This is a genomic window from Marinomonas sp. FW-1 (assembly GCF_005222245.1).
Lineage (GTDB): Bacteria > Pseudomonadota > Gammaproteobacteria > Pseudomonadales > Marinomonadaceae > Marinomonas > Marinomonas alcarazii.
In genome coordinates, this window is record NZ_CP025987.1 from 1,407,271 (window position 1) to 1,427,955 (window position 20,685).

Below are 20,685 nucleotides of genomic sequence, written 5' to 3' on the forward strand. Positions count from 1 at the left end.
TTTTGAGTATGAAAAAACTCCTAGTTACCCTATCCCTCGTATTTTGTTTCGTAAGTGGCTCCATTTTTGCGGCTCCGTCATTGATCCCGACCCCTCCGCAATTATCAGCTTCTAGCTATATTTTGATGGATGCCTATACCGGAGATGTTTTAGTCGAGCATAATGCTGATGAAGCTTTGCCACCAGCGAGTCTGACTAAATTAATGACGGCTTATATTGTTGAGTACGAACTTGCTCGTGGAAATTTATCTTTAGAAGATAAAGTGACGATTAGCGAAAAAGCATGGAGGATGGAAGGTTCTCGTATGTTCATTCGTGAAGGTACGCAGGTTAGCTTAGAAAACTTGATGCGCGGTATTATTATTCAGTCTGGTAATGATGCTAGCGTTGCTGCTGCCGAATACGTAGCTGGAAGCGAGTCCGCATTTGCCGATTTAATGAATCAGCATGCTCAGCTACTAGGAATGACCAATTCACATTTTGTTAACTCGACCGGGTTTCCTGCTGAAGATCATTATTCTAGTGCACACGACATAGCGAAATTATCTCGTGCAACTATTCTGCAGTTTCCTGAAAATTACAAAATGTATGCTGAAAAAGAGTTTACATACAACAATATCCGCCAACCAAACCGTAACCGTTTGTTGTGGAGAGATAAAACAGTTGATGGTCTGAAAACAGGTCATACAGAGGCCGCTGGCTATTGTTTGGCCGCATCTGCAGTGCGTAATGGTACGCGCCTAATTACAGTGGTTATGGGAACCAAATCGGATGCGGCTCGCGCTGCTGAAGCTCAAAAACTATTGGACTATGGTTTTAGATACTATGAAACTCGTAAGCTTTATAGTCGCGGCCAAGTTGTGAACAATGCTCGAGTATGGGGCGGTAGTCAGCCAAATGTTAAAGTTGGTTTCTCTGAAGATGTCCTAGTAACTATGCCTCGTCAACAAGGCGACTCTATTCAAGCTACATTGGATATGCAAAAAGAAATCGTAGCGCCTATTGCTGTTGGTGATGTGTTAGGGAAAATCGTAGTTGGTTCAGAAAATAACGTACTACTAGAGCGTCAAGTGGTGGCACTAGAGGCGGTAGAAGAAGGTGGTTTCTTCAAGCGAATCTTTGATAAAATCAAACTCTTCTTTATGAACTTGTTTTAAGGCCTTATAGGCGAATGGTAAACTAGAAATGGCACTAATTACGAAAGATGGTGATCAGGCACAAAATGCTGTAGATGCACCTAAAATTGAGTTTCCTTGTGAAAACTACGTTATCAAAGTAGTTTCAATTGATGCCGATGGTATCCATCAAGAAATCAAGGAATGCTTGTTGGTGCATGCACCAGAAATGGCGGAAGCAGAGAACATTAATCGCTCTAGTAAAGGGCGCTTTGTTAGCTTTAGTTTTCGTATTGTTGCTCATAGTGAAGATCAATTATCGGCTTTGCATCGTGACTTAATGTCGATTGAAGCCGTTAAAATGGTCATGTAAATGCAGCTAAATTTAATTTGCCGTGATTTAGGCGTGATTGATTACGCTGACACATGGGAGCGAATGAAAGAATTTACTCAGCATCGGACAAAAGACGATGCTGATGAAATTTGGCTGCTTGAACACCCAGCTTTATTTACACAAGGACAAGCTGGGAAAGAAGAGCATCTTTTGGCTCCTGGCGATATTCCCGTTATTCAAGTCGACCGTGGTGGTCAGGTCACGTATCATGGGCCTGGCCAGCTGGTTGCTTATGTTTTAGTGGATCTGAAGCGTCTTGGAATTGGTGTTCGAGATCTGGTCAGCGTACTAGAAAACGCTGTGGTAGGTACTTTGGCACAGAATGCCATTGACGCTTACCCAAAACCCGATGCTCCTGGGGTTTATGTGGATGAGCAAAAAATAGCCTCGTTGGGATTGCGTGTGCGCAGAGGCTGTTCATTTCATGGCTTAGCTTTGAATGTTGATATGGATCTTACCCCATTTAATCGTATTAACCCTTGTGGCTATCAAGGCTTGCAGATGGTTGATATGAAACGTCTTAATAAAGACAGTAATTTATCGAATGTAAAAGTTCAGTTGGCGAATCAGCTGGCTGAACAACTCGGATACAGTTATCCGGCTATCCAACAAGGGTGGAATTAGAATGACAGCTGAACGCAAACGCGTTGTCCAAGGGGAAAAATTACGCGGTGCCGATAAAATGGCGCGTATTCCCGTGAAAATTGTTCCAACAGAAGAAATACCTCGTAAGCCAGATTGGCTTCGTGTCCGTATGCCTGCTTCTCCTGAGATTGCTCGTATTAAAGCAACGTTGCGAGAGCACAAACTGGCTTCTGTTTGTGAAGAAGCTAATTGCCCAAATTTGGGTGAGTGCTTTAGTAATGGTACTGCTACTTTTATGATTATGGGTGAGATCTGTACGCGTCGCTGTCCTTTCTGCGATGTGGCTCACGGTCGTCCTAATCCTCTTAGTGCAGATGAGCCAAAAGAATTGGCTGCCGCCATTCGCGACATGAAACTTAAATATGTGGTTATTACCTCTGTGGACCGTGATGATCTTCGTGATGGTGGTGCTCAGCATTTTGTTGATTGTATTCGAGAGACGCGTGCAGAAAGTCCGAACATTGAAATTGAAACTTTGGTTCCTGACTTCCGTGGTCGCATGGAGGTGGCTATTGATACGCTTTCAATTGCACCGCCGGATGTGTTTAACCACAATCTAGAGTCTATCCCACGTTTGTATCGTCAAGTTAGACCTGGTTCTGACTATCAGTGGTCACTGGATCTTTTGAAAAACTTTAAAGATCGCTGCCCTGATGTGCCAACTAAATCTGGCTTGATGGTTGGTATGGGTGAGACCTTTGAAGAGATCGTTGAGGTACTAAAAGACTTGCGCGCGCATAACGTGGATATGTTGACGATTGGGCAGTATTTGCAGCCATCTAAACATCATTTCCCAATGGCACGCTTTGTACCGCCTGAAGAATTTGCTCGTTATGAAGAAGTAGCAAAAGAGTTAGGCTTTAAGCATGCAGCATGCGGTCCTTTGGTGCGTTCTTCTTACCATGCGGATAAACAAGCACATGGCGAAAGAGTGTCTTAGTTTGTTCTTTCGTTAGAATAAAGCGGAGCTAAGGTGTATATCTTAGCGCCGCTTTTTTTTATTTTAATTACACCTAAAATATTTGTCTGTGCTTCACTAAGTGTACCTCATTCGAATGAGGGCTAATGTTTAGTTACATAGAAATTTGGAGATGATATGAAGCCTTGGTCAATCAAAGATTCGATGGAACTGTATAATGTAAGTCATTGGAGCAGTGACTTTTTTTCAATCAATGATAAAGGTCGAGTGATTGCTTTACCGGATAGAGAAAATAGTATCGATTTGACTGAGCTTTCCGCGGCGCTTAAACAACAGGGGATTCCATATCCATGCCTTGTTCGATTTCCTAATATTTTGCATTCGCGCATTGAGAAAATAACTAACTCGTTTCAGCAGGCGATAGACTACTACGACTACCAAGCAAAATACGCCATAGTTTATCCAATTAAAGTAAACCAGCAGCGCCGAGTAGTTGAAGAAATTGCTGCTTGCCAACCTGATAATTTATCTACGGTAGGCTTGGAAGCAGGTAGTAAACCTGAGCTTATGGCAGTACTTGCTATGCATAAAAATGCTGACGGCATTATTGTGTGTAATGGCTACAAAGACCGTGAGTTTATTCATCTTGCCTTGATGGCTGAGAAAATGGGCCATCAGGTCTTCATCGTTGTTGAGAAAATGCATGAGCTAGATTGGATTCTAGAGGAAGCGGAGAAGATTGGTGTTCAGCCACGTATCGGTATTCGTATTCGCCTTGCGTCAACCTGTACTACGCACTGGGGCAATAGTGGTGGTGAGAAATCGAAATTTGGTCTAACCACATCTCAGTTGTTGCGCGCAATTGACCGTTTGCGTGAGTTGGGTTTGTTGCATTGCCTTGAGTTAATCCATTTTCATTTAGGCTCGCAAATTACTCGTATTCGAGACATTCAAAACAGTTTGAAAGAATGCGCTCGTTATTATGCTGAACTGCATCAAATGGATGTCAAAATCAAGTGGGTTGATGTTGGTGGCGGATTGGGTGTCGATTACGAAGGTACTCGCAGTCAGAATGACTTTTCTGCAAACTACAGTATTGGTGAATACGCTAACAATGTTGTTTTTGCTTTCCATAATGTGTGTGAACAATACGAGCTTCCGCATCCACATTTGATCTCTGAGTCTGGTCGTGCAGTAACGGCGCATCATGCGATGATGATTGCTGATGTCTTTTCGCATGGCGCAGAGCTTTTGCCAATTGAAGAACCAGGCGAAGAATGTGAGTTGGAACTGCAACGACTTTGGGCATCTTATCAGAGCTTGAAAGAACAGCAGGATGAGGGTCGCTCTCTGGTTGAGATTTATCATGACTTGCTGGATGACTTTAACGATAGTTTGACCTTATATAACCACGGCCAGCTTAACCTTGCCCAAAGAGCGCAAGCCGAAAACCTCTTTTTATCTGCGTGCCGTAATTTATTACCTCGTTTAGATAATCGTAACAGAGGTCATCGTCCTGTTATTGATGAGCTGAATGAACGTTTAGCTGAAAAATTGTTTGTGAATTTGTCTGTGTTTCAATCCATGCCAGATGCTTGGGGGATTGATCAATTATTCCCTGTGTTGCCTTTGCAGGGCTTGGATCAAGCGCCTTCTTTTAGAGGTAAGATTCAAGACGTTACTTGTGATTCTGATGGTTGTTTATATAGCTATGTAGACGGTCAGGGGATTGAATCGTCTTTACCATTGCCGCCACCGCCACCAAAAGGTGAAGATTATTTGATGGGCTTTTTCTTAGTCGGAGCGTATCAGGAAACCTTAGGGGATCTGCATAATTTATTTGGCGATACCTGTTCAGTGGATGTGTATTTAACGGATGATGGTTTTAGAATTGATCATGTACTAAAAGGCGACAGTGTTCAGGATGTGCTGAAGTTTGTCAGTTATGATGAGAATGAATTAATTAAGCGTTACCAAGAGAAAGTAGCAGCAAGCTCGCTTAGTCAGGAAGAGCAGGTGAAACTAATGGCTACTTATAAAAAAGTACTAGAAGGCACAACCTATTTGACTCAGGTATAAACTAAGCCTTTTTGCTGATGACACACGATATTTTGGAGGTAGTAGAGTATGAGTACTGTAAAAGTAGCCTGCGTTCAAATGGCAATTAGTACAGATTTTCAAGCGAATTTAGATAACGCGGTTGCGCAAGTAAGAGAGGCCGCAGCAAATCAGGCAAATATTGTTCTGTTGCAAGAATTGTTTATGGGACCGTATTTTTGCATTGATCAAAAACCAGAGTATTTTGATTGGGCGCAACCTGTAAATGATTGCTTGGCGATCCAAACAATGAGTAAGCTTGCGAAGGAGTTGGGGGTCGTTTTGCCTATCAGCTTCTTTGAGCGTGATGGTAATGTATTTTATAACTCTTTGGTGATGATCGACGCCAATGGTGATGTGATGGATTTGTATCGCAAAACTCATATTCCGGATGGCCCAGGTTACCAAGAAAAATACTATTTCACTCCAGGCAATACCGGTGTGAAAGTATGGGATACAAAGTTCGGTCGTATTGGTTGTGGAATTTGTTGGGATCAGTGGTTTCCAGAATTGGCTCGTGAATTAGCTTTGAAAGGGGCTGAACTGATTTTTTACCCTACGGCAATTGGTTCCGAGCCTCCTTATCCTGAGTGGGACTCAAAAGATCATTGGCAAAGAACTATGCAGGGGCATTCCGCTGCGAATATGGTGCCAGTGATTGCAGCGAACCGTGTTGGCCGAGAAGAGGGTGAGAATAGTTTTATCCAGTTTTATGGTTCTTCTTTTATGACCGATGAAATGGGAGCGATGAAGTGTGTGGCGGGGCGTGATGAAAGTACTATTTTGTATTCTGATTACGATTTAGATGCGATACGCCAAGCACGACGTTCATTTGGACTATTCCGTGACCGACGTCCTGATCAATATCAAGCGATCACTTCGGGTGCTGGTGTGACTTGGGATAAATAGCCAAAAAAAGTGCCCGCTTCACAGCGGGCACAAAAGCTTTCCTTATCCCTACTGATATAAAGGGGGATACCAACAGGGAAGATCTATTTACACCAGGCTTTATGAAGCCTATAAGAGTTTAAAAATAATAGTGTAAAGGGTATTACTAAGTACCCATGACGGCAGCACAAAGCGTATCGCTAAGTTTTAATAAAAAGTATTACTGCGTCAGTATAGATCTGTCCAAACCTAGGTAATAACTATAGTCGGAGATTACCAATAAGTGTGTATATAATTCATGTTTACACATTTATGATTTATCTATCTTTCAGGTTAGAGAGTCTATGAGCGTATTTAGTTCCCCAAATAAAGTGCCTTACTATGGTGTTTCGCTTTCTAGTAAACTGATGTCGGATGATTTGACCTACCGAATTATGGTTGAAAAAATGCTTGAGCTGGTGAAAGAGCAACCAGGTTATCTTGATGCTGAGTATTCCTCAGGTGAGACGGATGTATTCATCACTTATTGGTCAAGCAAGCCAGAGGCTGAGGCTTGGTTAAATAATGATTTACAGCGTAGACTTTTAACCATTGGTGAAAATTGTTGGTATGAAGAATACTCGTTAAAGCTGTTTGAAGTGATGAAGGATATGTCGTTTAAATACTCTAATCATGATTTGTATGCCTCACGCTTTCCTCGTATTGTCACAGAGCGCGGAGTGTTAAGAATATTGGACGAAAGCCAAGCGCCGCTCTTGTATGACTATATTAATCAGGAAAAAGACTTTCTAGCTCAGTGGGAGCCTCTTCGAAGTGAAGGCTATTATTCACTTGAGACTTGTGCATTACGCATACGCGAAATGCGTCGTGATTTTCTTGAGGACAGGGGCGTTGTGTTCTGCTTTTTGTCTCCAAGCGAAGACAAAATGCTTGCTTATACTAATTATTCCAATATTATCCGCGGCGTTTTTCAAGCTTGTAATTTAGGCTACAGCATCCGAGAAAGCGAGCAAGGCAAAGGGATCATGCATGAAGCTTTAACCGCGGGATTAGAGTATCTTTCTAAAGAGTTACATATTGATCGTATACAAGCGAGTTACATGCCAAGAAATGTTCGAAGTGCTGCGGTGCTGAAGAAGCTAGGTTTCGATAAAGAAGGCGTGGCAAGAGACTACTTGAAGATTAATGGTAAGTGGGAAGACCATATTTTAACCGCACTCGTGTTGCGATAACCGTATATCGTTCAAAGTTTACTATACTAGCTTCGTGTTAGAAGGTGAACGCGCCCTTGGTTGTAATGCTTGGTCATGACCGATAGGACAATACTGTTTTGATTTCCTGGGTTTAAGATGGCCACGGCTTCTTTAGGTGGAATGACTTTTCCTATACTGGGGCAAGCCGTAGGTGTTTTTGATTTGCTTAGTAGAAGAGTAGAGCCGCCAAGTGGTAAAAAATACTGCGTCGTTGTTTTGTGGTAGTAGAGTGTTTCCTTGTATTTCGCAGGATACAATTCTAGTGAAATTCGTCCGATCTCTGTTTCCCACAGAGGCCATATTCTGATCTGATTCCTTCCTAATTGCGACTCAACGGTTCCTGACGATATTTTCGTGAACGGTTGGGTTGGCTGTGAATTCATTGAATTTGACAGCCTAATTAAGCAACATTCGACTCTGGGGGTGAGTAACGTGACAGAGTTGATTGTGTCTGCATTGAGCCAAATTCCTTGGTGTGTTTTCAAGGTGATTTCTTCAACGATGGTTTGAACATTGTTTGGTGCATACTGTTGCAAGTAAGCTTCGCCTTTAATGATAAACAAGAATGTATCTGCTTGGTCGTGATAAAAGCGGGTGGGCGTCACATCTTGAAAAAGGTGATCGTGAATAATCAAAAGGTCATCTTGCTGGTGCACAATAATACGTTTGCTGGTCTCGCCAAGACTGTAGTCTAGGGGATTGCTTGTATTTTGGACTGTCGCATTCACTAACCGTTACCTTATTTGATAATTGACCGTATTGAAACACGAGAATACAGGCCTTTCCATGATAATCTTACGCAGAGTGTTGCAGTGTATTGGGATGTTTCTTTATAGTTGTTCCCATATTAGTTTATGAAATCCGTATGTGTCGATAATTTACACATTCAAACGATTGTAGAAGGAAAGTTTCCTTGAGTGAGTTGTCAAATTTTGAGTCGAATGAAACCCTTTCATTAAAAGACTACACAGAAAAAGCGTACTTAAATTACTCTATGTACGTGATTTTAGACCGAGCATTGCCACACATCGGTGATGGGTTGAAACCGGTTCAGCGTCGCATCATTTACGCGATGAGTGAACTTGGTCTAAAAGCCAGTGCGAAATACAAAAAATCCGCTCGTACTGTGGGTGACGTACTGGGTAAGTTTCACCCTCATGGTGACAGCGCATGTTATGAAGCTATGGTGCTGATGGCGCAACCTTTCTCGTATCGTTATCCATTAGTGGACGGTCAAGGTAACTGGGGAGCGCCGGACGATCCAAAGTCTTTCGCAGCCATGCGTTACACTGAATCTCGATTGTCGAAATACGCGGATGTCTTGCTTAAAGAAGTGAGCCAAGGAACCGTGGATTGGGTTCCGAACTTTGATGGAACGCTACAAGAGCCATCGGTTTTACCATCGCGTTTACCCAATTTATTGCTCAATGGTACAACGGGTATTGCAGTTGGTATGGCAACCGATATTCCACCACATAACTTGCGTGAAATCGGCGAAGCCTGCATTCATTTATTGAATAATCCAAATGCAGAATTAGAAGACCTCCTTAATTTTGTTCAAGGCCCAGATTTCCCGACAGGCGGTGAAATTATCACGCCTAGAAGCGATATCGCTAAGCTTTATGAGACTGGCAAGGGGCAAATTAAAGCCAGAGCTCGCTTTACAGTCGAGGATGGCGAAATTGTTGTTAACGAGCTCCCTCATCAGGTGTCTGGTAGCAAGGTGTTAGAGCAAATTGCGGCGCAAATGCAAGCGAAGAAATTGCCGATGGTGGTTGATTTACGTGACGAATCAGATCATGAAAATGCGACTCGATTGGTGATAGTGCCTAAGTCAAATCGCGTTGATATTGATTCGGTCATGACGCACCTTTTTGCAACAACAGATTTAGAGAAATCTTACCGTACCAACATGAATGTGATTGGTCTTGACGGTTTACCTCAAGTGAAACCGTTGAAGAATTTCTTATCTGAATGGTTGCGTTTCCGTATTGATGTCGTTCGTCGTCGTTTGCAATTCCGACTAGACAAAGTTAATAGCCGTTTGCATATTTTAGAAGGCTTGTTGATTGCTTATTTAAATATTGATGAAGTAATCGAAATCATTCGTACGGAAGAAAAGCCGAAAGTAGAGCTGATGTCGCGTTTTGGCTTAAGTGATGCGCAAGCTGAGTCGATTTTAGAATTGAAATTGCGTCACCTTGCTAGGCTTGAAGAAATGCGTATCAAGGGTGAGCAAGATGAGCTAGAGAAAGAGCGTAAGCAGCTCGAAGGTCTACTGTCTTCTGACCGTAAGTTAAAGAAATTGATTTCGGACGAGATTCAAGAAGCGGTTGATGCTTTTGGTGATGAGCGCCGTACTCCGATTGTGGCTCGTAAAGAAGCGCAAGCCTTTAGCGAAGAAGATTTGCTATCGAATGATCCTATTACTGTGGTGATTTCTAAGCAAGGATGGATTCGTGCCGCCAAAGGCCATGATATTGATGTTAATGGTTTGAGCTATAAATCGGGCGATGGGTTCCTAGCCAGCACAAAAGGGCGTTCGAACCAAATGCTCGTGCTAGTGGCTTCTAATGGACGTACGTATTCGATTAAGGCTCACACCTTACCATCTGCCCGAGGCCAAGGAGAGCCGATAACAGGTCGTATTACGTTGGAAAAAGACGCGACGATTGTTTCGATGGTGCTTGATAGTGAAGACGCTTATTACTTGATCGCAAGCGATGCCGGTTATGGTTTTGTTGCTCAGCTTAAAGATTTGTATGCGAAAAACAAAGCAGGTAAAGCAACATTGTCCTTACCGAAAGGGGCGCAAGTACTTGCACCTGTGCCTGTGCAGGATCCTTCGTCAGGTCGTGTTGTTGCGATTTCAAATGAAGGACGTATGCTGGCATTTGATGTGGCTTCGTTGCCTCAGATGGCTAAAGGCAAAGGCAACAAGATGCTTAGCATTCCAAGTGCCCGTGCTGCGGATAGAGAAGAGCTGGTGGTTGCCTTAGCTTGCGTACAACCCAATGATCTTTTAACGGCTTATGCTGGGAAACGTTTTATTTCCTTCACAGAAAAAGATTTGGAAGAATACCTTGGTGAGCGCGGCCGCAGAGGACTTAAGCTACCAAGAGGGCTTCAAAGAATTGACAGTCTTGAAGTGAAGGTGGGAGAAGGAAAGGTGGCTAAAACCGATGAGCCGCCTAGCCAAGATTTATTTTAATCTTAGACAAACTAAGGCGAGAGTCTAGAATTGAATTCTAGACTCTCCATTTTTGAACCAAGTTTTACATTTTGTGCCCATTACAAAAATGGACTTGCTTACGATAAGAGGAAAAGAATATGAAAGGCAGTAAAAAAGTAATTGATAGCTTGAATACCTTGTTAGCGAACGAATTGGCCGCGATTGACCAATATTTCATTCACTCTCGCATGTACGAAGATTGGGGCTTAGATAAACTTTATGAGCGCCTTAATCACGAGATGGAAGAGGAAACTCAGCATTCTGATTGGCTTATCAAACGCATCTTGTTCTTAGAAGGTGTGCCATGCATGACGAAACGTCGTGATTTGTTGATTGGCTCTGATGTTCGTTCGATGATGAGTAATGACCTGACCCTTGAACTTGAAGTGGTTAGCTGTGTGAGAGAGGCCATTGCTGTATGTGAATCAGAAGGGGATTATCAAACACGTGAAACGCTAGAGAAGTTGTTGTTTGATACTGAAGAAGACCATGTTTATTGGTTGGAAAAACAGCTTGGTCTAATGGACAAAATTGGTATGCAGAACTATTACCAGTCACAGATGGGTAACTAAGGAGTGATGCTATGAAAGGGGATCGTGACGTAGTTGCTAATCTAAACAAAGTTTTGGCCAATGAATTGGTTGGTATCAACCAGTATTTTCTTCATGCTCGCATGTTTAAAGACTTCGGCTTTAGTGCTCTGGACAAGGCGGATTATAAAACCTCTATCCAAAAAATGAAAAATGCGGATCGTTTGATTGAGCGTGTTTTGTTCTTGGAAGGTTTGCCTAATTTACAAGATCTTGGACGTCTGCGCATTGGTGAAAATAGCGAAGAGATGATTGCGGCTAACTTGGAATTCGAATTGGATACCTTGCCAACGCTTAAAGCGGCAATTGATCTTTGTGAGCAGAAAAAAGACTTTATGAGCCGTGATGCCTTAGAAAAGATATTAGAAGAGCAAGAAGAGCAGATAGATTGGCTCGAAACTCAACAGCATTTGATTGCAACTTCTGGTATTGAAAACTACCTGCAATCACAAATGTAATTTAGTTCTTTGCCATTAAGCTACTTGAACTTGGGTGTCGGCAATCTTGATCAACTCACTGTTCAGTAGCTTTTTTGCGCACTGGCAACATTTGCCGCACTGGCTACCGATATTGTGTTCTTTGTAGAGTTCACGCATGGTTGTCGCCCCTTCTTGAATGGACGCTTTGATCTCTCTGTCTGATACTTTGTTACAAATACAAACATACATAAATGAAAATCACTCTCACTAATATTCTGATCTTGCGATTCTATTTTTAATGTTAATGATTATCAATAGATAAATATTAATCTATTTTAAATATTTGATAGTTTTTTATAGGGGCTGTTGGTAAGGCTTACTGATAAGACCGTGAATTAGCTTAGGTCTTATCAGCAAAAGGATGGGATCGAAGAGGGTGTTTACTGCTCTTTTTCTGCTATGTCCGTTAGCACTTTCAGAAATGCTTCAGGGTCGTGGGCACCATGAACCATGTATTTGTCATTGATAACATAGGTCGGTACGGAGTTTATATCTAAGTCACGTAAGTGCTTTAGTTTTCTTTCGGTCAGCTGCTGAGCTTCAGGGCTCAGTGCATAATCCATGTCAGCTTTCTGCATACCGATGCTTGCGGCGACTTCTTCAAGAATGACTTTTGACCCAATGTCCTTTCCATCAGTGAAGTAGGCATGGAATACAGCCAACACAAAAGGCGTCGCTAGCCCAGACTTAGTGGCAGCCAGTACAAATTGATGGCTGAGCTTGGTATTGGGAATGCGATCTTTTTCAGAAAAATTGAATTGAATTCCTGCTTCTATCCCCACTTGTTGAATAGCATGTGTCGCTTCATTTAGCTTCTCTGGGCTACCGAACCGCTCACCTAGGTAAGTTTCTCGATCTGCCCCTTCTAGTGGCATATCAGGATGTAGCTCAAATGGCTGCCAGCGAATGTCGATACGGTAATCGTCTCCCAGCTGCTCAATCGCTTGTTTAAGACGTGAGTAGCCTAAGTAGCACCAAGGGCAAACCAGATCTGAAATAATATCGATTCGTAGATCGGCCATGTATTCTCCTAACAAATAATAAATTACTGAATGTATAAAATGTTTAATTAACGCTCAGTGCAATGCACTGGCTTATTTCGGTATAAGAACGTCCGCTCTCGTTATGCCAATGGTTAAACGCAGCTTGTGCGGCTTTCCATGCTGACTGAGTGTCTCTGCCCGTGGTGATAATCTCATGCTGGCGCAGGTAACCCTCAACATCCTTGGTTAGCATAAAAGTATCTTTCCCCATGGCTCTTAGTGTGTAAGGGCCGGTATTGCCGCCAAGGCGAGCGCCATGTTTTTTCAAATAGGCCCACAAGCCTATAATGTTGTCATCCGGCCATTGCGCAACAAAGTTTGAAAAAGAACCATGGCTAGCTTGGCATTCACTAATCATTAAGGCGTTTTCACGAATTGTCATGACTTTGCCGAAGTTGCGAATGATACGCACGTCTTTGGCTTTTTCTTCCCACATTTCATCATGGATTAGTAGCATTTTTTCGATGTCGAAACCGAAGAAAACCGTTTCAAAACCGGGCCATTTGTTGCGAACAACCTGCCAATTAATGCCAGACTGAAAGACTTTTTGAGAGAAGGCCGCAAGCCATCTATCGTCTGTGTGCTGGCTGAGTTGTGTTGGGCTTAGTGGTCTAGAAAGCATGGCTTCAAGATGTTTTTTACCACCATGTCGAAGAGCGGCTCGATCATAAATGGACTGGAAGAGTTCGTATTTCATCATGGACTCCTTTTTTGTGGCGGCCAGTTTATCATAAGCCTTGCTCTATATAATGGGCGCAACCAATATCTTGTTTGGTATTTTAGTGATTGACGCTAGGTGTTTGTCTTATAATGCCATTAAATGACCCAATCGAGAGAAGTTGAATGACACACTTAAGCGTTAATTTGAATAAAATTGGTTTACTTCGAAATTCTCGTGGCAGAGATTACCCAAATTTAATAGCGATGGCTGAGCGTACATTAGAGCTTGGCGCTTTTGGTATTACCATCCACCCACGACCAGATCAGCGCCATGCAACTTATCAAGATGCTCATGATTTAAAAGCGCTATTAAAGCGTTTTCCCGGTGCAGAGCTAAATGTTGAAGGTTTTCCAGATGCTCAATTTTTAGATGTGGTCTTAGAGGTAGAACCAGACCAATGCACCTTGGTGCCTGATGATCCAAATCAATTGACGTCAGATCATGGGTGGAATATAGCTCGTGATCAAGATGCTTTACGCCCAGTTATTGCTAAACTGAAGGCAAAGGGAATCAGAGTTGTTTTGTTTATGGATCCTGATGCTGAGAATATGGCATTGGCAAAAGAGGTGGGAGCGGATCGTGTGGAGCTTTATACCGAAGCCTATGCGAATGCTTATGGCAAAGAAGGATTTGAAGATGTTCTTGAAGCGTATCAGCAAGCAGCGCAAGCGGCTATAGACGCTGGTTTAGACGTGAATGCGGGTCATGATCTAGACTTGAATAATGTTCAGGCGTTATGTGAGCCAGGGCGCATCACGGAAGTATCGATTGGTCATGCTTTAACTGTTGAAGCATTAGATATGGGCTGGGATAACGTGGTGAAGGCTTATCTCGCCAAACTGGCATAACGTTTAGTGATAAGAGGCCAGTAAATGCCAAGTGCAAAAAGAGCACGCTGTGATTCTTGTGGTTTTTTAGCGGGTCAATGTGTTTGCAAGTGGGTTCCCAAGTTGTCTACTCGCTTGAAAATCTTAATACTACAAGACCCTAAAGAAGCACAGCATGCGAAAAATACTGTGTCGTTATTGTCTTTAAGTTTAACGTCGGTTGAGTGTATTTCGACAGCCAATCGAGATGAGTTGGTAAGCAGACTAGGGCAATTAAACCCAGCTAAATGGCGCTTGGTGTTTCCTGCAGACAATGCGGTTTCTATAGAGTCTATGGATGCGGATTCGAATGCGGAAATAGAAGGGCTTATCTTGCTCGATGCTACTTGGCGAAAAGCCAAAAAAGTGTTTTTTACCGAGCCTATGTTGGGAGAATTTGATGCCGTTAGTTTTGCACAGTCCCCGAAGGGGCAATACGCGATTCGTAAGTCGCCTAATATGACATCGCTTTCTACTTTAGAAGCATGTGCTTATGCGATAGAGCAGGTTGCAGGAGAGAATATGCAACCATTGAGAGATTTTATGCTGGTTGCGCAAGAATGGCAGTGGCGTCAACAACCTAAGCACCATAGGCATCTTGATTAATTGTTAACCTTTTTAAGAGAAGACTTGAGATTATTATGAGCAAACAAACGGAAATTGAAGCGGCTGTATTACGTCGTCTTTTGAAGCATCTTGATGACAATAAATCTGTGCAAAATATCGATTTGATGAATTTAGCGGGATTTTGTCGTAATTGTTTAAGCAAATGGTACATGGCTGAAGCTAAGCAGCAAGGCATTGATATGGACTATGATGAAGCGCGCGAATTCGTCTACGGCGAACCATATGATACTTGGAAAGCGAAGTATCAGCCGGAAGCGACAGCAGAACAGTTAGCTGCGTTTAATGCAAAGTCGATATCTGATAAGTAATTTTTCTGTGAAAAAACGATTTCAATCGTTTTTTTTACTTATGGGGCACAGCAGACGATGTTTGTGTGTGCTCCTTGTCGTGTGCTTTTTGCCGGGCTTGTGGCTCTATGCTGACGTATCGGACAAATATCGAACACTGGCTAAAGAAGCGGCAACTGTTTATGGTGCCAGTGCAGAGAAGCGCATACTTGCATGGCGCAAGTTGATAGGAGAATCTCAATCCTTACCAATTGTGGAGCAATTGACAGTGGTGAATAACTTCTTTAACCAGATGGAGTTTGTTGATGACATGACTCTATGGGGTAAAGAAGATTATTGGGCAACACCAATTGAATTTTTAGGAATGCAAGCAGGGGACTGCGAAGACTTTACTATTGCTAAATATTTCACTCTAAGAGAGCTTGGTGTGCCTGATGATAAGCTACGACTTGTGTATGTAAAATCATTGAAACTTAATCAACATCACATGGTATTGGCGTATTACCATAAGCCAACCTCTGTTCCTGTCTTGCTTGATAATCTAGATAAAGAATTAAAACCCGCGATACAACGCAATGACCTCTTGCCTATTTACTCATTTAACGCAGAGAACATGTGGCTATCCAAAGAAAAAGGGCGCGGTGTCTTGGTAGGTGGCTCATCTAGGTTGAGCTTGTGGACAGATTTAAATAATCGTTTCAATACGATGAAAAACTAGGAGAACGTGGATGACCCTGTTCCGCCAATTAATGATAACAATTATCGCCATTTTTTCATTGATGCTTGCTGTCGTAATGGGCATCAATTTTAACACGACAAAAGGCTATTTGATCGGGCAGTTGGCATCGACAACACAAGATTCTGCGACGTCTCTTAGCATGTCTGTTTCAGATTTTATGGCTTTGGAAGATTATGCCTCGGTAGAAAGTAGCATCAATGCAGTATTTGATAGTGGGTATTTCTCTGAAGTACGCATCCATGTTTATAACACAGAGCAAGACATTGTTCGCTCGAATGAAACAAAGATAGATGGCGTGCCAAATTGGTTTATTCAACTGATTGATTTTAAAGTACCTGTTGCCAAAGCCGTGATATCAAATGGCTGGAGTGAGCTTGGTCAAGTGTATGTTACCGGTAGTGCGGGTTATGGCTATTATCAGCTCTGGTTAGCGACACGAGATTTACTGATCTCATTCTTTGTCATCGGCGCAGTAACACTACTTGTGGGAAGCTTTGCCTTACGCTATTTGTTCCGCCCCTTGGTTGAGCTGGAAAAACAGGCTGAAGCGATACAGCAACGCCGCTTTATGAAAATGACGAACGTTCCTAAAACCCGAGAATTAAAATCCGTTGTTTTATCCATGAACCGGATGGCTGAAAAGTTAGAGAAAGAATTTGCCTCCGAGGTGGAAACGGCGCAATGGCTACAAGCGAAAGCCTTTAAAGACCCTGTCAGTGGATTGGGGAATCGTAACTTCTTTGAAAGCCAGATTAAATCTCATTTTGTCGGAAGAGAGCGTGGGATTGATGGTCTTATTTTTGTGAGTTTGGCCGATTTGGCAAAATTGAATAACGAACGAGGCTATGAATCTGCAGACTTGTTTATTCAATCCGCAGCAGATGTATTGTCCAAAAAAGTTGCCACTATTTCGTCATTTTGCACGCTTGCGCGTTTGTCGGGCGCAGATTTTGTGGTCTTGATTCCAAACGTTGACCATAGCGAGCTTAAGCAAATAGTCGAAGATATTATGGCAAACTTACTGGAGTTAAATGTGGCCAGTATTAGTTATTCCAGTCATGTCGCAAATATTGGGGCAATTACCTTTGATGGGCAGGTTGATCGTGCTGCGGTTATGTCTCAAGCAGACAGTGCCTTACGTGAAGCGAAGCGAGCGGGTGCCAACATGACTAAAGTGTTGGATTTCAATGCGGGTCAGAAATTATCTTTGAGCAGGACAGATTGGAAAGACGTTTTAGAGTTAACCATCAAGCGTCAATCATTCAAGCTGAAAAAACAGAAGGTGGTGATGTTAGACTCGTCATCAGACGATGTTTTCGTCACCTCCCATGAAGAAGTGTTTATGGGCTTGGAGCATGGTGGAAAGGAATATCATGCAGGGTATTTTATTGGCTTGGCTGAACAGTTTGATTTGGGTGAAAAAATAGACAAAGTCATTATTTCTCAGGTTATTAACTATATTAAATCCAGAAGCTTAGCCGCACCGCTTACGGTAAATGTGTCAATGTCATCCGTCACTAAAGCGTCATTTATTGATTGGTTAGACAGCACTCTTGGTTCATTAAGTACGGATATTAAAAGTAAGTTAATGTTTGAGATATCTGAACAAAGCGTTTTGTTAGAGGAAGCCCAAGCCAACGTGTTGGCTCAAATACTGAAAAAACATCATGTAGTGTTCGGTATTGATAATGTCGGTAAGCAGTTCTCAGCTTTCCAATATCTACAAACGCTAATGCCAGATTATGTGAAAGTCGATTCGTCTTATACGCGTATGGCAGCGGGTAAGGAATCTGAGTCTTTCTTTATGCATACTCTTTGTAAGATGTTCAATAGCTTAAATATTGAAGTGATCGCAACGGGTGTGGAGAATGAAAGACAGTTAATAGCATTGAAACGATTTGATGTAACGGGGGCTCAAGGCTTCTATATTGGGCGCTCGCAAGACATGTAATGCAGCTTGCTTGTGCGGTCTTTTAAGAAGGTGGCTTACTAGATTAATGAGTCATCTTCTCGATCGCCAATGTCTTCATTGTCGGCCATTAAGCTTTCATCATTTCCGCTATGAACGCCACGCACCCATTTTCTACCAAGCAATTTCTTCTGCGCAGCTAAAGGTAATTCAGTAAATTGTATCAGGCGTTTTTCTGTTAGAAGGTCTACTAAATCTTCCAAAATACGCATCATTTCACCATCAGAGCTAGCGAGTATTTCTTGGGTGCTGGTGCTTGCTGACGTGAATTTTTTTTCCAATATGCTGGCAACCGTTGGGTCATTAGGAGCGACTAATAATTTGTACTCATCTGACTGTGATGTGGCCACATCTATAATCACTCCATCTGCATTGAGTTTTGCGTAAAGCATATTGATTTCCTTCTAATATCTCAATTTATGACAAGTTGGTATGTTCTCTTCCCATATTACTTAATAAACACTATTCTAGACTATAGTTCTTATTATTTTATTATTGATCCACAAGCGGTATTTCGGTTTTTTAAGGAGAATATAGGGTATGTCTGACACTGGTCGTTCAGAGCAGGACTCTTCGTCACCAGAATCTTATGAAGATAATGACATCATTAATGAGGGTGGTGAAGACGTGACAGGAGTAACGAATCAAGCGACTCCTGAAGAAGCTGCCGACCAATGGCGAATTAAAAGTGCTTCGTTAGAATACCCGAATCCGTTATTAGATTGCTTAGTTCTGCTAAGTAAGTATTTTTATAATCCTTACACTGCCGATGGTATTGCCGCGGGTTTACCTATCACTGAAAATGAAATGACCCCCGAGCTTTTTCAACGCGCTGCACAGCGCATAGGTTTGAGCTCACGTTTTGTTAAGCGTCCCCTGTTAAAAATCCCAGACATGGTGCTTCCTGTCGTCCTTCTATTGAAGGAAAAGCAAGCCTGCGTTTTATTGGAATTGGATAAAGAGTCTGGCACCGCCAAAATATTTCGACCAGAATCTGGGGAAGGGGAAATAACCTTACCGATTGAGCAACTGACTGAGTCTTTTTCTGGTTACTGTTTTTTTGTACGCCCTTTGTATCAATTTGATAAGCGTTCAGCGAAAAATGATGACGAAGAAAAGAAAAAGGGTCATTGGTTCTGGGGAACTGTGACTGGTTCTTGGCGTATTTATCGAGACGTTTTCATCGCTTCCCTGCTGATTAATATCTTTGCCGTAGCCAGCCCGCTTTTTGTGATGAACGTATACGATCGTGTTGTGCCTAACAATGCATTTGATACGCTTTGGGTCTTGGCTATTGGCGCCGCGGTTGTCTATTTGTTTGATTTTTTATTGCGTATGTTGCGCTCTTACTTTATCGATATTGCTGGGAAAAAATCAGATATATTGATTTCGGCCTCTATTTTTTCCAAGGTGAACAATATCACCATGGCGTCTCGTCCCAAATCGGTTGGGGCGTTCGCAAAAAACCTCCAAGAATTTGAGAGTATTCGAGATTTTATTACTTCAGCGTCAATCACTACTCTGGTTGATATTCCATTTATGTTTCTTATCATTGGCGTGATATGGATGATCGGTGGACCTGTTGGTTATATCCCCATCGTGACTATTGCCTTAATTTTGCTTTACAGCATTATTATCCAAGTGCCTTTGCGTCGCTCCATTGAAGAAAGCCAAAAAACAGCCTCACAGAAAAACGCGGTATTGATCGAAAGTCTTTATAACGCTGAGAGTGTTAAGCTCAATAACGCCGAAGGCGTAATGCAAAAGCAATGGGAAAGTGCGGTTGGTAACATTGCCGATTGGGGCGTGAAAACGCGTCAACTATCACAGTCCTCTTCTTCTTTTGCCATGGTTGCGCAACAGTTAACAACCGTGATCATTGTGATTGTGGGTGTCTATCAGATCGCAGAAGGGAACATGAGTATGGGGGCGTTGGTGGCCTCTGTTATGTTGACAGGTCGCGCACTTGGCCCCATGGCGCAGGTGGCGAGTTTAGCAACTCGATACAATCAAGCGAAGTCGGCCTTTACCTCAATAAATGAAATTATGTCCTCTCCAGTTGAAAACCCTGACGATGTTAAGTTTGTGCATCGTCCTGTCTTTAAAGGAGAATTTCAATTCGAGGCGGTTAATTTCGCTTATCCTGATCAAGAGCAAGCAGCGGTAAGTGAAATTAATATTAATATTAGGCAAGGAGAGAAGGTCGCCATTATCGGGCGTATCGGATCCGGAAAATCGACCATTGGTAAGTTGATGACAGGCCTTTATACACCCAATAGCGGTGCAATAAGAATAGATGGTGTGGACCTTCGTCAGGTTAATCCTACTGATTTACGTCGTAATGTTGGCGCTGTATCCCAAGACGTTAATTTATTTTATGGCTCTATCAAAGATAATATCGTCATGGGCGTTCCTTACATGGAGGATGACGCTATTATTCGAGCGGCTGACCTGTCAGGTGTTTCTGAGTTTGCTAATCGTAAGCCAAGTGGTCTAGACAGTAATGTTGGTGAGCGAGGTGCTTTACTGTCAGGTGGACAGCGTCAAAGTATTGCGATCGCTCGTGCGTTACTTTTTGATCCACCAATCCTTATTTTGGATGAACCCACCGCCTCGATGGACAATACAACTGAGACGCGAATGAAGCGAAGACTAATGGAAGGGTTAAAAGATAAAACGCTTATATTAATTACACATAAGGCCTCTATGCTGGATATGGTTGACCGTATTATCGTAATGGATAATGGTCGCTTGATTGCTGATGGTCCAAAAGCTCAGGTGCATGAAGCACTTCGCCAAGGCAAATTAAAGGTCAGTTAAT

At 42.5% G+C, this 20,685-nt stretch carries 21 protein-coding genes; 16 read left to right on the forward strand and 5 right to left on the reverse strand.

Annotated features, from left to right (window positions below; all coding sequences use genetic code 11):
* Nucleotides 1–8: 8 nt before the first annotated feature.
* The 7 genes from C1X04_RS06585 to C1X04_RS06615 all read left to right on the forward strand — a co-directional run bounded on the left by C1X04_RS06585 (nucleotide 9) and on the right by C1X04_RS06615 (nucleotide 7,290).
* A complete protein-coding gene (locus tag C1X04_RS06585) occupies nucleotides 9–1,157 on the forward strand; it encodes a D-alanyl-D-alanine carboxypeptidase family protein (RefSeq protein WP_137169489.1) in 1,149 nt (382 codons plus the stop codon).
* A gap of 28 nt (nucleotides 1,158–1,185) precedes the next feature.
* Nucleotides 1,186–1,488, forward strand: coding sequence for a YbeD family protein (locus C1X04_RS06590; RefSeq protein ID WP_110571732.1), 303 nt, complete (start codon nucleotides 1,186–1,188; stop codon nucleotides 1,486–1,488).
* Complete coding sequence (gene lipB, locus C1X04_RS06595; RefSeq protein ID WP_110571733.1) at nucleotides 1,489–2,133, forward strand: lipoyl(octanoyl) transferase LipB; 645 nt, start codon at nucleotides 1,489–1,491, stop codon at nucleotides 2,131–2,133.
* A gap of 1 nt (nucleotide 2,134) precedes the next feature.
* Nucleotides 2,135–3,094, forward strand: a complete 960-nt coding sequence (gene lipA, locus C1X04_RS06600) for a lipoyl synthase (protein WP_110571734.1) — start codon at nucleotides 2,135–2,137, stop codon at nucleotides 3,092–3,094.
* Nucleotides 3,095–3,250: 156 nt separating this feature from the next.
* The gene (speA, locus tag C1X04_RS06605) at nucleotides 3,251–5,152 is read left to right on the forward strand and encodes a biosynthetic arginine decarboxylase (RefSeq protein ID WP_137169490.1); all 1,902 of its coding nucleotides are present in this window, start codon (nucleotides 3,251–3,253) and stop codon (nucleotides 5,150–5,152) included.
* A gap of 48 nt (nucleotides 5,153–5,200) precedes the next feature.
* A complete protein-coding gene (gene aguB, locus C1X04_RS06610; RefSeq protein ID WP_110571736.1) occupies nucleotides 5,201–6,079 on the forward strand; it encodes an N-carbamoylputrescine amidase in 879 nt (292 codons plus the stop codon).
* A 323-nt stretch (nucleotides 6,080–6,402) separates the two neighbouring features.
* Nucleotides 6,403–7,290, forward strand: a complete 888-nt coding sequence (locus C1X04_RS06615) for a GNAT family N-acetyltransferase (protein WP_137169491.1) — start codon at nucleotides 6,403–6,405, stop codon at nucleotides 7,288–7,290.
* Between the two features lie 26 nt (nucleotides 7,291–7,316).
* Here the strand turns inward: C1X04_RS06615 and C1X04_RS06620 are convergent, their stop codons facing one another.
* On the reverse strand, nucleotides 7,317–8,039 hold the full coding sequence (locus C1X04_RS06620) for a hypothetical protein (protein ID WP_137169492.1): 723 nt from the start codon (nucleotides 8,037–8,039) through the stop codon (nucleotides 7,317–7,319).
* 185 nt (nucleotides 8,040–8,224) lie between these two features.
* Here C1X04_RS06620 and parC point away from each other — a divergent pair, with 185 nt between their 5' ends.
* The 3 genes from parC to bfr (C1X04_RS06635) all read left to right on the forward strand — a co-directional run bounded on the left by parC (nucleotide 8,225) and on the right by bfr (C1X04_RS06635) (nucleotide 11,591).
* Nucleotides 8,225–10,522, forward strand: a complete 2,298-nt coding sequence (parC, locus tag C1X04_RS06625; protein WP_110571739.1) for a DNA topoisomerase IV subunit A — start codon at nucleotides 8,225–8,227, stop codon at nucleotides 10,520–10,522.
* 119 nt (nucleotides 10,523–10,641) lie between these two features.
* Nucleotides 10,642–11,115: a bacterioferritin gene (gene bfr, locus C1X04_RS06630; RefSeq protein WP_110571740.1), complete on the forward strand. Its 474-nt coding sequence runs from the start codon at nucleotides 10,642–10,644 to the stop codon at nucleotides 11,113–11,115.
* 11 nt (nucleotides 11,116–11,126) lie between these two features.
* Complete coding sequence (gene bfr / locus C1X04_RS06635; protein WP_110571741.1) at nucleotides 11,127–11,591, forward strand: bacterioferritin; 465 nt, start codon at nucleotides 11,127–11,129, stop codon at nucleotides 11,589–11,591.
* A 15-nt stretch (nucleotides 11,592–11,606) separates the two neighbouring features.
* Here the strand turns inward: bfr (C1X04_RS06635) and C1X04_RS06640 are convergent, their stop codons facing one another.
* The 3 genes from C1X04_RS06640 to C1X04_RS06650 form a co-directional block, all read right to left on the reverse strand.
* A complete protein-coding gene (locus C1X04_RS06640) occupies nucleotides 11,607–11,801 on the reverse strand; it encodes a bacterioferritin-associated ferredoxin (protein ID WP_110571742.1) in 195 nt (64 codons plus the stop codon).
* Between the two features lie 191 nt (nucleotides 11,802–11,992).
* Complete coding sequence (locus C1X04_RS06645) at nucleotides 11,993–12,634, reverse strand: DsbA family protein (RefSeq protein ID WP_110571743.1); 642 nt, start codon at nucleotides 12,632–12,634, stop codon at nucleotides 11,993–11,995.
* A gap of 43 nt (nucleotides 12,635–12,677) precedes the next feature.
* Nucleotides 12,678–13,352 carry a DNA-3-methyladenine glycosylase I gene (locus C1X04_RS06650; protein WP_137169493.1) on the reverse strand — a complete coding sequence of 225 codons (675 nt, stop codon included), beginning with the start codon at nucleotides 13,350–13,352 and terminating at the stop codon, nucleotides 12,678–12,680.
* 146 nt (nucleotides 13,353–13,498) lie between these two features.
* Here C1X04_RS06650 and C1X04_RS06655 point away from each other — a divergent pair, with 146 nt between their 5' ends.
* From C1X04_RS06655 to C1X04_RS06675, 5 genes are all read left to right on the forward strand, one after another.
* Entirely contained in the window at nucleotides 13,499–14,224 is a 726-nt protein-coding gene (locus C1X04_RS06655; protein ID WP_110571745.1) for a pyridoxine 5'-phosphate synthase, read from the forward strand.
* Nucleotides 14,225–14,248: 24 nt separating this feature from the next.
* On the forward strand, nucleotides 14,249–14,848 hold the full coding sequence (locus tag C1X04_RS06660) for a tRNA-uridine aminocarboxypropyltransferase (RefSeq protein ID WP_137169494.1): 600 nt from the start codon (nucleotides 14,249–14,251) through the stop codon (nucleotides 14,846–14,848).
* 35 nt (nucleotides 14,849–14,883) lie between these two features.
* On the forward strand, nucleotides 14,884–15,177 hold the full coding sequence (locus C1X04_RS06665; protein ID WP_217495002.1) for a DUF1244 domain-containing protein: 294 nt from the start codon (nucleotides 14,884–14,886) through the stop codon (nucleotides 15,175–15,177).
* Between the two features lie 67 nt (nucleotides 15,178–15,244).
* On the forward strand, nucleotides 15,245–15,874 hold the full coding sequence (locus tag C1X04_RS06670; RefSeq protein ID WP_245926925.1) for a transglutaminase-like cysteine peptidase: 630 nt from the start codon (nucleotides 15,245–15,247) through the stop codon (nucleotides 15,872–15,874).
* A 10-nt stretch (nucleotides 15,875–15,884) separates the two neighbouring features.
* Entirely contained in the window at nucleotides 15,885–17,846 is a 1,962-nt protein-coding gene (locus C1X04_RS06675; protein WP_110571748.1) for an EAL domain-containing protein, read from the forward strand.
* A gap of 38 nt (nucleotides 17,847–17,884) precedes the next feature.
* On the opposite strand, the gene C1X04_RS06680 is transcribed toward C1X04_RS06675, so the two are convergent.
* Entirely contained in the window at nucleotides 17,885–18,256 is a 372-nt protein-coding gene (locus C1X04_RS06680) for a hypothetical protein (protein WP_110571749.1), read from the reverse strand.
* A gap of 148 nt (nucleotides 18,257–18,404) precedes the next feature.
* On the opposite strand from C1X04_RS06680, the gene C1X04_RS06685 reads away from it, so the two are divergent.
* Nucleotides 18,405–20,684 (forward strand): type I secretion system permease/ATPase, encoded by a 2,280-nt coding sequence (locus tag C1X04_RS06685; protein WP_110571750.1) that lies wholly within the window; start codon nucleotides 18,405–18,407, stop codon nucleotides 20,682–20,684.
* Nucleotide 20,685: the final 1 nt, after the last annotated feature.